The following is a 12,574-nucleotide window of genomic DNA, read 5'->3' as shown; positions in this document are numbered from 1 at the left end:
AGGGCTATAACAGGCCGATGTCGGGGTGGGGAAGCGATCCCTCTATCGCGGCGGCACTTTTCTCGCTGCCCGGCCAGAATACGAGATACAGCATCGTGCGATATTCGATCGCGCCCCGCCGTTTGCGCACGCTGGCGGCAAGCCCGCGCTCCGCCGCCATGCCAAGGATGGCGGCACCATGGCCCTGGCGCGCGGCTTCGCTCAGCGCAGCGTCGAGCAGGGCGTCGAAAACCTCCGGTGCATCGTCCGCGACGGCCAGGTGCGACAGCATGACCTGCCGGATCGGCGATCCGACCGGTGGCAGGTCGGGCCAGCCGAACAGGGCGCCGACGCGATTGGCCAGGGGACGAACCGCCCCGACAAAGCCGGGATAGCCGCGGATGACCGACTGGCGGTGGCCGCTCGTGTCCCACAGGGCAATACAGCCGGCTATGCGGCCACCGGCCCGGACGAGCAGGAAGTTCCCGATCGTAAGGCCGAAGGCGTCGAGATCGTGCAGCATCGCCGCGGTCCAGGCCGGCGCAAACTGATATCGGGCGTTTTGTCGCGCGAGAAACTCGGCGATCTCGGGAAGATCGCCGTCCGCCGCGCGGACGACGATCCTGTCGCGCGGGCGTCGCACCGGTCGCATCACGAAGGTCGAAAAAGGCGCGAGCGGCCGATAGACCGGCAGGCCGCGCAATCCGGCGGTCAGGATCCGCGTCGCCGGCGCGTTGTCGGTCGTGATCGAGGTCAGGGCGACCGGATAATCGGCCGTGTCGGCAAACTCCGCGCGAAGGGACGCATAGCCGGCACGCAGGATCGCGATCCGGTGGCGATGGCTTTCGGCAACACGCAGAGCCCCGAGATAAGGCACGCGTTCGACCTGGCCGTTGACGAAGGCGGGCCAGACAGTCCGCTCGTAGAGGCCGATCGCTTCCCCGCTGCCCATGTCGCGGGCAAGGACGAAATCATGGTCGAACGGTGCGGCAAAGGCGCTGGGCTCGCGCTCGAGCGACAGGCTGTAGCGACCGCCGAGCGGGTTCTCCCTGAGCAACCGGCGAATGTCCGGATCGTCGGCGCGCGTGGCGCGCGCAAAGACAATGTCGGCCATCAGCCGACCGCCAGCAATTCCCCCGACCAATCCGGATCGCCGAGCGGGAACCCGTCGCGCAGGGCGAGCTCAGCGCGATGCATATAGTTGATCGGCAGGAAATTGCGCGCGAGCACCTTGTCTCCGCGGTTGAGCGGATCAGCGAAGCGTCGGGCAATGCTGGGCCAGCCATAGAATTTGCGGCGCGCGGAAAGGCACCCCTGACGGATATCGTCGGGCTCGCCACCCTCAGGGCGAAAGGGCAGATCATTGTAGCGGTAGCGCGGATCGAGCCACCAGCGGTCATAGATGAGCCGCCCCTCGCTTTCGAGCCGGTGATAGAGCGGCGTGCCCGGAAAGGGGGTCAGATGGTTGAATGCGGCGATATAGAATTTCTGGTCGATCGCGAACTGCGCGGTTTCTTCGAACGCCTCTTGGCGGGTCTCGCCATAGCCGAACACGAAGGTGCCATAGACCCGGATATTATGCCGCCGGAGGTTGGCCAGCGCATCCCCATAGCCGCCCTTCATCCGGTTGAAATTCTTGCGCATCGAGCGCAGCACCGTTTCATCCAGGCTTTCGAACCCGATCAGGACGCCGGCACACCCCGCCCGCGCCAGCCGCGCGACCAGCGCATCGTCATGCGCGGCGTTGATGCTCATCTGCGTGATCCAGCGAATGCCGAGCGGGGCGAGCGCATCGGCCATTTCAGCCGAGGCCGCGAGATCGGCGGCGAAATTATCGTCGACGAAGAAGAACATCTTGGTGTCGTGTTTCAGCGCCATGATCTCGTCGACAACGGGGGCGATCGGGCGCCGCCGTGCGCTGCGGTTGAAAAAGGACTGGATCGCGCAAAACTCGCAGGGGAATTTGCAGCCCCGCCCGGTTTCGACCAGCCGGATCGGGAGATAGGGTTTGTTCGCGAAAAGCCGGCGGTCATAGGTGACCCGGCTGAGGCAGGGCTGGGCCTCGGCGCGGTAGATCCGTTGCAGCGTGCCGCTGCGCGCATCGTCGATCACCTGGGGCCATAGCGCCTCGGCTTCCCCGACGACCACGGCCTCGGCATATTGGCTGACTTCGTCGGTTGCGAGGGTCGCGTGGAATCCACCCATGACAACGGGCACGCCGCGCCGCCGGAATTCGCTCGCGATCTGATAGGCGCGCTTCGCGGTATAGGTCTCCACCGGAATGGCGACGAGATCGGCGGGGCGGTCGAAATCGATCGTCTCAAGCCGGTCGTCGTAAAAACTGATGTCGACGCCAGGTGGCGTCAACCCGGCAAGCGCTGCGATCGGCAGCGGCTCCATCTGCCATGACCGAATGTAACTCTTGCCGGGTTTGCGCCCGATCGCCGGGTGAACGAGTGTCAGGCGCACACAAGATCCCGCTGCTCGGCAACCTGCGGCCAATCGCAGGTGTAATGCGTGCGCAGGTGATGCGCGTAGAAGCGATAGCCGATATTGGCTGCCAGCGAGAGCGGGATCTGGCTGCGCGCATGGCGCAACCGCGAGAGGATCGCGCTGTAGCGATAGACGGTTTTCCAGGCGCGCTCATGCCCGGCCTCGAGAGCGGCGGGGCTCAGCAGCTTGGGACGGAACACGACGTGCTGGCCGTCATAAAGCTCCCAATTGTCGGTCAGTATCCGGCCTTCGCGATCGAGCCTTTTGTACAAGGGCGTTCCCGGGAATGGGGTGAGGATAGCGAAGCGTGGCAGGTCGATTCCGGTTTTGACGACGAATTCGGCGGTCGCATCGAAGGTGTTCTCATCATCGACATCGTTGCCGAACACGAAACAGCCCTGGATGCCGATGCTCCGCTTGTGCAGATCCTTGATGAGGCCGGCATAGAGGGCGGGATCGTTGAAGCGCTTGTCGATCGTGCCGAGCCCCTCGCGCGAAATCGATTCGAACCCGATCAACAGGCCGGCACAGCCGCTGGCCTGCATCAAATCCATCAGAGCGGGATCGCGCCCGATCAGGCTGGTCGACAGACCGAACCAGCGTATCCGCAACGGGACCAATGCGGTGAACAGCTCGCGGGCATAGTCGACGTCGGAGATCAGGTTGAGATCGACAAACAGGATCTTGCGGGCGCCGACGCGGCGAATATCCTCGATCACATGGGCAACCGGCTTCTGGAATTGCTTCCGGCCCCATGCGGTCGGCGAGACGCAGAACTCGCAATTATGGGCGCAGGCCCGCGTCGCCTCGAACACCGCCTGAGTCATGTAATGGCGGCGGTCGAGCAGATCGCGCCTGGCGAAGGGCAGGTTGGTCAGCTCGAAATCGGGGCCCTGATCATAGCGCGGCTTCAGGCGACCGGCGGCATGGTCCCGGAGCAGTTGCGGCCAGCTCTCTTCAGCATAGCCGACGCAGATGGCATCGGCATGCAGCTGTGCTTCTTCAGGAACCAGCGTGACGTGCGGGCCGCCCAGCACCACTGTTCGGCCACGCAATCTGAATTCGCGCGCCAGGGCGTATGCGCGTGGCGCACTGCCGGTCAGAACCGTCAGCCCGATCAGATCGGCATCGATATCGAGCGGCACATCGGCGACACCCTCATCGAAGAACTGGAACTCGGGATTGAGCTCTTCCGGCGCGAGCGCTGCCAGAGTGGTGAGCGTCAGGGGCTGGTAGCGCAGCGATTTGCCGAAAATGCCGCCGCGCTTGCGGTAGAGCGGCCCCTTCGGGGAGACCAGGGCGATCTTCACTGCACGTCCCCTCTCAGCAACAGCCCAACCGGCTTCACGTCGCCCAGTCGAGCGCCCGCGGCCACTTTCCGGCGAGTCACGTCTAGCATGAAACCGGGGCGCGAACAGGCAACAACGGCGTCGAGCTGTTTGAGATTGCGCGCATAGTCATAATGCGGGTTCGCCCGCAGCGCGGTATCCACCCGCGCCGCGATCGAACCCAGCGCGGCATCGTCAAGGCTTGCATCGATCCACAGCCTGTATCGGGCCGGTGATTCATCGGGCACCAGCGCGCAGCTAAGGTCGATCCCGTCGAGCACCGAAGACACAAAGGCATCGTCGAGTTTCTCGCCGACCAGGTCGCTGGTCACGCCGTCGCGCCCTTCGAAGCGGAGGCGCGCAATACCCCGCTCGACGCTCGTGCAGGTCACGACATCGCCGATCGCGTAGCGATAGAGGCCGCCCGGCGTCGTGACGGCGACGCGGTAGCGCACGCCGGATTCGAGCGTGTCGCACAGATGGGCCTCGCCTGACGGATCGATATATTCAACCACGCTGCTCATGACGGCGGTAAGCGCACCCTCACCATCGCCATGGGGCACAGTCATGGCCGCCTCCGTCGCCAGCAGGCCTTTCGGATCAATCGCAACGCCGGGAAACTGCGCGGCGAGAATGCGGGCGAATCGCGCCGATGCGCCGTCCGTCCAACAGGAAATGCAATCGAGCATCGGCCATAAGCGGGCTGTTTCGAGCTGCCCGGTCCTCGTCGCATCCGCGAGCCGGCGACGCGCCTCGGGGCTGAGCCGGGCCGCAATTGCGTCGCTATTCGCCGGAATCGCGCCGACGAGTTCGACGAGAAAGGTCGGGCTCCAGATCGACACGAAGCTCAGATCATCGGCCTCGATGAGCTGGGCGAGCGTCGCAATCCGCCATGCGTCCATATCCTCCATCCGCCCGATCAAAGGGGATACCGCGAGCAGCGCCAGGAAAGGGGCGACCAGATCCTCGCCGAGATACGCCGCGTCGCTGTCCAGGCCGATCGGGATGCCTGAGGCGGTCTGCATCGCCGGACGGGTTGCGGGGCTGATCGAGGCATAGAGCCGCCCCCGTGTAATTCCCGGTCGCCGCCGCGCCAGATCGGCGAGCCAGGGCAGGACGGCATGGCGGAACGCGGCGAGGCTTGCCGCAGTGTAAGGCACCAGGCGTCCGCCCGCCATTGTGCCACTGGTCCGCTCGAACGCCACCACCGGTGCGTGCGTGAGGATGTTTGGCTGACCTGCGGCAATGCGATCGACCCAGGGCACAAAGCTGTCGGCCGGCATCAAGGGAACGGCGCGCCGATAGTCGTCGATGCTGCCGATGGTCGCGAACTGGTGCGCCCGGCCGAACTCCGTCTCGCAATTTTCCGCGAGAATCCGGCGCAGGAGATCGGTCTGGGTGGTGCGCTGATCCTGCAGCGCGGCCTGGAAGACGCGGTCGGCCTCATGAGCCATGGGAAGGATGCCGGCCCAGCTCATTCGGCCAGCCCCCGAAGGTAAAGTCGCCGCGTCAGTGGTCGCATATTCTGTTGCGATATCTCGCACAGGCAGGCGAGTTCGTCGCCCGCTGCAAAGCCGGGATTGCGATCGAGGAAAAAGGCGACGTCCGCCCGGGCCCGCTCGCGCTCGCTCGGCTGCGACCATAGCGGCGCGAGGTTTCCGCGCGGTTCCGGAAAGGTGATCAGCCCGGTTCGCGCATCATAGGCCGGACCGAACATGTCGGTGGCGACGGAGTCGCGCAGCCTCAGAAGGTCCCCGGTTCCGGCGCTTTCCCAGTGCGGCACGAAATGATGCGCAAAGGTCGGCAGGAACCGAAAGGTCCGATGCCCCTTGACGATCAGGAACCAATATAGCGCGAGGCCCGGATAGGCTCGAGCGATGTGCCCGAGTTCGAGAATCCACCGCGTCGCCAGTGCCTGCTCACCCCAATGTTCGCGCGCGACGATCGTGTCGCCCGAAAACAGGATGAGCCGCTCGCGCCCTTCGAACTGAAAGCGGAACAGCTTGACCGTGGTGAAGCCGGCAAGACTTTCGCCGTGCCACAGCAGGATGGCGAAATCCTTGTCCCGCAGATCCCGCAGGAAGCGATCGCGGGTCGTGTTCGCATAATAGGGCGCGAAGAGCCGGAACATCTCGTCCGCCAGCGTATCGGCAATGTCACCAATCGCCACGCGGACGGCCTGCACGTTCATTCCTTCGATTCAGCCCAATCGCCAGCGCTGGGCCGCGACCTTGTTTGAACGACGGGAGTCAGGTGCAGCAATAGCCATTCGCGGCGCGATCGTGATTTTCCGGGCGCGCTTCGTCGAATGGCGTGTGCCTACACGTCGAGATTGACCACGCTCAGCGCGTTGTCCTGGATGAACTCGCGGCGCGGCTCGACGACATCGCCCATCAGCCGGGTGAAGATCTCGTCGGCGACATCGGCCTGGTCGACCTCGACGCGGAGCAGCGAGCGGTTCTGCGGATCGAGCGTGGTTTCCCAGAGCTGCTCGGCGTTCATTTCGCCAAGGCCCTTGTAGCGCGCGATCGCCAGCCCCTTGCGGCCGGCAGCGAGGATCGCCTCGAGTAGCTGGCTCGGCCGTGCGATCATGGTCTCGCCCTTGCCGAGCGCAACAGGCGCGTCATCCTCCTCGGCGGCGGCATCCGCTTCGGCCTGGACCGCCGCTGCTGCCTTGGTCGAGACCAGCTTGGCGGTCTGGACAAAGGCATCACCTTGTTCGTCGGCAAGCGTGTGGAGCTTGCGCGCCTCGGCCGAACCGAGAAACGCGGCCTCGATGATGTGATGATCCGTCACGCCGCGCCAGATGCGCTGGAAATGGATGCTGCCCTCGGGCGTGATCGTCGCCGACCAGCGTGCATCGCTGTCAGCTGCGTCGAGCCCGCGCACCACGGTTGCGACGAGCACGCCGCGCGCTTCGTTGCCGAGCGTAGGATCGAGCACGCCGCCCATCGCCAGCGCCTCGACTATGGTAGGGTCGTAACGCCGCGGCACGTAGCGCATCAGCGTCCGCATCCGCCTTGCATGATCGACCAGCGAGCGCAGGTCAGCGCCCGAGCGCGCGCCGCCTGCCCCTTCGAGCACGGTACCGGCGACGCCATTCTCGATCAGATAATCGTCGAGCGCGTTATCGTCCTTGAGATAGACCTCGGAGCGCCCGCGCGTCGCCTTATAGAGTGGCGGCTGGGCGATGAAGAGGTGCCCGCGCGTGATGATCTCGGGCATTTGCCGGTAGAAGAAGGTCAGCAGCAGCGTGCGGATATGGGCGCCGTCGACATCGGCGTCGGTCATGATGACGACCTTGTGATAGCGCAGCTTCTCGATGTTGAAATCGTCGCGGCCGATGCCGGTGCCCATTGCCTGGATGAGCGTGCCCACTTCCTTGGAAGAGAGCATCCGGTCGAACCGCGCCCGCTCGACGTTGAGGATCTTGCCCTTCAGTGGGAGGATCGCCTGGATATTGCGATCGCGGCCCTGTTTGGCGGAACCGCCGGCGGAGTCTCCCTCGACCAGGAACAATTCGCACTTGGCGGGATCGCGCTCCTGGCAATCGGCCAGCTTGCCGGCCAGGTAGGCGACATCCATCACGCCCTTGCGCCGGGTGAGCTCGCGCGCCTTTTTCGCGGCTTCGCGGGCAGCGGCGGCATCGATGATCTTGGCAACGATCGCCTTGCCGTGGCCGGGATTCTCCTCGAGCCATTCAGCCAGCTTGTCGGCCATCAGGCTTTCGAGCGGCTGGCGCACCTCGGACGAGACGAGCTTGTCCTTGGTCTGCGAGCTGAACTTGGGATCAGGCAGTTTCACCGAGACGATCGCGGTCAGCCCCTCGCGCATATCGTCGCCGGTGAGCGTGACCTTCTCCTTCTTCAGGAGGCCCGACTTCTCGGCATAATTGTTGAGGGTGCGGGTCAGCGCGGCGCGGAAGGCGGCGAGATGGGTGCCGCCGTCCCGCTGCGGGATGTTGTTGGTGAAGCAGAGGACATTTTCGTAATAGGAATCGTTCCACTCCAGCGCGACATCGATGGTGACATCGTCGCGGGTGCCGGCGATCGCAACCGGATCGGGCATCAACGCGACCTTGTTGCGATCAAGATATTTCACGAATGCAGCGATGCCGCCCTCATAATAGAGCTCGACGGTCTTCAGCTCTTCATGCCGCGCGTCGTTGAGGAACAGGCGCACGCCGGAATTGAGGAAGGCGAGCTCACGGTAACGGTGCTCGAGCTTCTCGAAATCGAACTCGATGATCTTGAAGGTGGCCGGGCTCGGCAGGAAGGTGACCCGCGTGCCCTTCTTGCCCGGCGCAGGGCCGACGACCTTGAGCGGCGCCACCGCATCGCCAAAGGCGAAGCGCATATAATGCTCGGTTTCTTCGCGCCAGATGGTCAGATCCAGCCATTCGCTGAGCGCATTGACCACCGAGACGCCGACGCCGTGGAGGCCGCCTGAAACCTTGTACGCATTGTCGTCCGACGTGTTCTCGAACTTACCGCCGGCATGGAGCTGGGTCATGATGACCTCGGCCGCCGACACGCCTTCCTCGGTATGGATGCCGGTCGGGATGCCGCGACCATTGTCGGTCACCGAGACTGAGCCGTCCGGGTTGAGGGTGATGTCGATCCGGTCGCAATGGCCGGCGAGCGCTTCGTCGATCGCGTTATCGGAAACCTCGAACACCATATGGTGCAGGCCCGAACCATCGTCGGTATCGCCGATATACATGCCGGGGCGTTTGCGGACCGCGTCGAGGCCCTTCAGGACCTTGATCGAATCAGCGCCATAATCATTGGCGTTGGGGAGGTTTTCGGGGACACTCGGTTCAGGTGTATCTGTCATACCCAGCATATAGGGATTCAGTGCACGAAACGGAAGCGAAATGGGCGCCGCCACACCGGTGAACGCCCGCGCTACGATCGAAATAGGGAGAAGATGGAATGCGCGGATCAATCCTGTCGGTGATCGCTCTCCTGGCGCTGCCGATTGCCGTCACTGCCCCTGCCGCTGCCCCGCCTGCCGAAATGCCGGCAGATTTACAGGCCGCGGCGCACGCCTTCGATCAGGCGCAAATGCATAATGACGGCGCGGCGCTCACCCGCCTGCTCGCCGATGATTATCTGCTGGTGAATTCCACTGGCACGCTCGAGACCAAGGCAGACTTCATCCATGATTATACCGCGCCCGGCTTCACGCTCGAGCCCTTCACCATCGAGCAGCCAGTCGAGAAAATCTGGGCCGATGGCGCTGTGCTGGGCGGCATCGCCACGCTGAAGGGGATGAGCGAGGGCAAGCCCTATGAGGCGCGGCTGCGCTTCGCCGATATCTGGGCGAAGCGGGGCGGCCGCTGGCAGGTGATCTATACGCAGGTGAGCCGGGTGCCCAAGGCCTGAGCCCTGCCCGCTCCCGGTGGAGCGGGCAGGGTCGCTGGTCAGAAGCGGTCGGCGCGCTGGCCGAGCAGGGTCACTTCGACGCGGCGGTTCTGACGCATGCCTTCGCGCGTGGCATTGGTCGCGACCGGATCATGCTCGCCGTGGCCGGTGACGCTGAAGCGGGCGCGGACTACGCCCATCTCGTCGAGCGCGGCCCGGACGCTCGCCGCCCGGCGTTCCGATAGATCCTGGTTGTGCGCATCGGTGCCGCGCGAATCGGTATAGCCGTCGATCGCGACGCGCACGCCGGGTTCCGACCGCAAATAGGCGGCGAGCGGCCTCAGCTTCTCGATCGCGCCCGGGCGCAGCACGTCGCTGTCGGTCCTGAACAGCACGTCCTCCTGAAGCCGCAAGGTCGCGCCGCGCGCGGTCTGGCGGAAGCCATAGCCGTGCATCGCACCACGATCCCATCCGCCACTACGCGGCTCCTCGATGACGACCCGGTCGCGCGATGCCCAGTCGAAGCGGTCGCGGCGGGGGCCTGCAAAGCGGGCAAAGGCGCGGTTGGCAGCGATCGCCTCGCGCGGGCCGATGAGGCCGTCGCGATTGAAATCGAAGTTGCGCATCACGAAGGCGCGGCCGCGATGGCTCGCGCGCAATTCCGGGTAGAGCATGCGCACGCCAGGCCCGGCGAGATCATAATCGCGGTCGCCGTGACGACCGCCGCCAAAGTCCCAGCGATCCTGGGCGGAAGCGGGGCCAGCACTCGCTGCCAGCGCGATCGCCGCAGCGGCCGAACCGATCATGCGTTTGAAATGCATCGTCATCATTACCTCCATGGCCCCCGCCATGGATTGGCTTTGCCGCACCGTGCTTGAACTCGCGGTTAGCCGAGGCGACAGGCGAGGTTCATCCGGGGGTGGTCAGCCGGCGAACAGCATTCGCGCGACGGTGCCCTCGCCACTCTCGACGATCCCGTCATGCACAAATCCGGCGCGGGCATAGGCCGCCCGGGCGCGGGCATTGGCGATGTCGGGATCGATCGCGACGATCGGCGCGCCGGCCGCGATCAATTCCATCGCCAGCAGCCGCAGAAAGGCTCTGCCATGGCCTTTGCCGAGCATCGCCGGAACGCCGACAAAGGCGTCGATCGCGCGGCTGCCGGCGGGCAGATGCTCGAAATGCGGCTGCGGCCAGCGATGGACCGCGTAATGCTGCGCATAGGCAAATGGCGTGCCCTCGAACGACACGATCAGCATCGCCATCCCCGCTTCGTCGAGATCTTCCTCGAGCAGCGCATATTGCTCGGCGGGATCGCCCCACCAGCGCACGACGTCTGGGGTTTCCAGCCATTCGCGCAGCATCGGCAGATCGGCGCGGGTCGCCGGCCGGAACGTGTAGCTCATGACGCGTCGATGACCTTGCCGCCGCTGACGAGCAGGCGACTGGCGCCGGCGCCGAGCCCTTCGAACAGGGCCTCCTCCGTGCCGGTCATCCAGACCTGGCCCTTGCCGGCGAGCCTTTCGAACAGGGCAGCGCGACGGGTGGGGTCGAGATGGGCGGCAATCTCGTCAAGCAGCAGGATCGGCGGGTGGCCGGTGCGTTCTGCGACGAGATCGGCATGGGCGAGGACGAGCCCGAGCAGCAGCGCCTTTTGCTCGCCGGTCGAACAGAGCGCGGCGGGCTGGCCCTTGCCGATATGGGTGACGGCGAGATCGGTGCGATGCGGGCCGGCCAGGGTGCGCCCGGCGACGGCATCGCGGCGGCGGCCCAAAGCGAGATCGACGACGAGCGTGTCGCCCGTGCCGGTCCAGCCTTCGAGCGCCAGGCCGGCGCGGGCGAAAGGGCCTTCGGGCTGATCGGCGAGGCGCTCTGCGAGCGCGGCCACCGTTTCGCGGCGAGCGATGTCGATTGCGTCGCCATGTTCAGCCATCTGGGCTTCGAGTGCGCTCAGCCATTCCGGATCGGCCGGGCGGCCGCCCTCATTGGCCTCGGCGAGGAGCCGGTTGCGCGCACGCATCGCCGCTTCGTAGCGGTTGCTGTGGACGGCATGGCCTGGGTTGAGCGCGAGGGTCAGCCGGTCGAGGAAACGGCGGCGCTCGCTGGCTGGCTCGACGAACAGGCGGTCCATTGCGGGGGTGAGCCACAATATCGTCAGCCATTCGGACAGCGCGGTTGCCGCAGCGGGGGCGCCCTGGATACGGACGATGCGGCGCTCGGGGGCGGAGGGTTGGGTGCCGGTTGCGATACTCAGCTCCCCATCCCGCAAGCGGGAGGGGGATAAAGAAGGCGACAGATTTCCAGCCACCCCGAAAGCGCCATTCCCGCCTTGCCGCGCCATTTCCCCGAGCGCCGCGCGGCGCAGGCCCCGTCCCGGGGCGAACAAGGATACCGCCTCCAATATGTTCGTCTTCCCCGCGCCATTTTCACCGGTCAGCACAACGAAGCCCGGGCCGGGCTCGATCACGGCGTCTTCATGGTTGCGGAAGTCGGTCAGGACGAGGCGGGCGAGCATCGGCAACGCCTTAGCGCGTTTCCGCCGTTGTCGCCCCGTTTTCGCATATCCCTGTTGTGGCAACGCCTCTTTCACCTGCGCCAGTCTATGCGCTTGTGTGGATGGTGCTGAGCGGCTCAATGTGCTGGTGCCGGAGCCCGCTGACGGCATGAGAGGGGATGTATGAAGCACATAATGGCCATCGTGACGGCATTGTCGGCGACCGGACTGATGGCGGGATGCTCCGCCGCGCCCGGGGATATGGTCGCGCGGTACCGCGTCGAGGCAATGAACACATCGATCGTCGTGAAGACGCGCCCCAACGGAGACTTCCGCGCCGAGGTTACAGGAAGGCCGATCGCCCTGGTCGGCCATAGCGGAAAGGCCTTCAGGCTATTTCGCGACAATGGCCACTGGATCGGCGTTCCGATCGATTCGCTCGTTGCGGCTTGCGAGAGCGAAGTCAAACGACGGACGCCATTGGGCTACGGCCCGAAGCCGCCGGTTGACGGTCCCTATCAGGCAAGCGCAGCCGGGACGGAAACGGTGGCGGGCCATGCCGGCGCCGTATGGACGTTCAGCGACAAGAATGGTGGAAAGGTGCGGCTGGTCGTCAGTGACGACGCCAAGCTCGCCCCAGTCGGAGCGGCGCTTCGACAGATGTTGCGACTGAACAGCCTGTGCGCGCTTGATCCTTTCAACACCGAACTGACGCGACAAATGGCGCCGATCGAAGCGAAGGGAACCGTGCTGCGGTCTCTCTACGAGAAAATGCCCCCGGGCTTCTTCTTCACCCCACTCGAACTCGTCAGCCTCGACAAGGCCAGGCTTCCCGACACGGATTTCACCGTACCGGCCAAGATCCTTTCCGATCAGGAGGTGAAGCAGAAGTTCGCCAGCACATTCTAGGATCC

Annotated in this window: 11 protein-coding genes; 2 read left to right on the top strand and 9 right to left on the bottom strand. The window is 65.1% G+C overall.

The features are described from left to right. Positions 1-4: 4 nt before the first annotated feature. The 6 genes from AC1DVS_RS03555 to gyrB all read right to left on the bottom strand — a co-directional run bounded on the left by AC1DVS_RS03555 (position 5) and on the right by gyrB (position 8,636). Positions 5-1,093, bottom strand: coding sequence for a hypothetical protein (locus AC1DVS_RS03555; protein ID WP_478020311.1), 1,089 nt, complete (start codon positions 1,091-1,093; stop codon positions 5-7). Beyond that, positions 1,093-2,448, bottom strand: a complete 1,356-nt coding sequence (locus tag AC1DVS_RS03550) for a B12-binding domain-containing radical SAM protein (RefSeq protein ID WP_478020310.1) — start codon at positions 2,446-2,448, stop codon at positions 1,093-1,095. Before AC1DVS_RS03550 ends, AC1DVS_RS03555 begins: the two co-directional genes overlap by 1 nt. Beyond that, entirely contained in the window at positions 2,439-3,782 is a 1,344-nt protein-coding gene (locus AC1DVS_RS03545; protein WP_478020309.1) for a B12-binding domain-containing radical SAM protein, read from the bottom strand. The genes AC1DVS_RS03550 and AC1DVS_RS03545 overlap by 10 nt, the downstream gene beginning before the upstream one ends. Continuing rightward, entirely contained in the window at positions 3,779-5,278 is a 1,500-nt protein-coding gene (locus AC1DVS_RS03540; RefSeq protein WP_478020307.1) for a GH3 family acyl-acid amido synthetase, read from the bottom strand. Before AC1DVS_RS03540 ends, AC1DVS_RS03545 begins: the two co-directional genes overlap by 4 nt. Then, positions 5,275-5,991 carry a hypothetical protein gene (locus AC1DVS_RS03535; RefSeq protein ID WP_478020305.1) on the bottom strand — a complete coding sequence of 239 codons (717 nt, stop codon included), beginning with the start codon at positions 5,989-5,991 and terminating at the stop codon, positions 5,275-5,277. The genes AC1DVS_RS03540 and AC1DVS_RS03535 overlap by 4 nt, the downstream gene beginning before the upstream one ends. A 128-nt stretch (positions 5,992-6,119) precedes the next feature. Beyond that, on the bottom strand, positions 6,120-8,636 hold the full coding sequence (gene gyrB, locus AC1DVS_RS03530) for a DNA topoisomerase (ATP-hydrolyzing) subunit B (protein WP_478020303.1): 2,517 nt from the start codon (positions 8,634-8,636) through the stop codon (positions 6,120-6,122). Positions 8,637-8,734: 98 nt separating this feature from the next. Here gyrB and AC1DVS_RS03525 point away from each other — a divergent pair, with 98 nt between their 5' ends. After that, a complete protein-coding gene (locus AC1DVS_RS03525; RefSeq protein WP_478020301.1) occupies positions 8,735-9,187 on the top strand; it encodes a nuclear transport factor 2 family protein in 453 nt (150 codons plus the stop codon). A 38-nt stretch (positions 9,188-9,225) separates the two neighbouring features. On the opposite strand, the gene AC1DVS_RS03520 is transcribed toward AC1DVS_RS03525, so the two are convergent. The 3 genes from AC1DVS_RS03520 to recF form a co-directional block, all read right to left on the bottom strand. Continuing rightward, positions 9,226-9,993, bottom strand: coding sequence for an OmpA family protein (locus AC1DVS_RS03520; RefSeq protein WP_478020299.1), 768 nt, complete (start codon positions 9,991-9,993; stop codon positions 9,226-9,228). A 96-nt stretch (positions 9,994-10,089) separates the two neighbouring features. Beyond that, the gene (locus AC1DVS_RS03515) at positions 10,090-10,572 is read right to left on the bottom strand and encodes a GNAT family N-acetyltransferase (protein WP_478020297.1); all 483 of its coding nucleotides are present in this window, start codon (positions 10,570-10,572) and stop codon (positions 10,090-10,092) included. Beyond that, entirely contained in the window at positions 10,569-11,681 is a 1,113-nt protein-coding gene (gene recF / locus AC1DVS_RS03510; RefSeq protein WP_478020295.1) for a DNA replication/repair protein RecF, read from the bottom strand. The genes AC1DVS_RS03515 and recF overlap by 4 nt, the downstream gene beginning before the upstream one ends. A gap of 162 nt (positions 11,682-11,843) precedes the next feature. On the opposite strand from recF, the gene AC1DVS_RS03505 reads away from it, so the two are divergent. Further along, complete coding sequence (locus AC1DVS_RS03505) at positions 11,844-12,569, top strand: hypothetical protein (RefSeq protein ID WP_478020293.1); 726 nt, start codon at positions 11,844-11,846, stop codon at positions 12,567-12,569. The last annotated feature ends 5 nt before the right edge of the window (positions 12,570-12,574 follow it).

The organism is Sphingomonas sp. P3_C5, from assembly GCF_056402635.1.
This window is presented reverse-complemented; position numbering and strand designations above follow the sequence as displayed.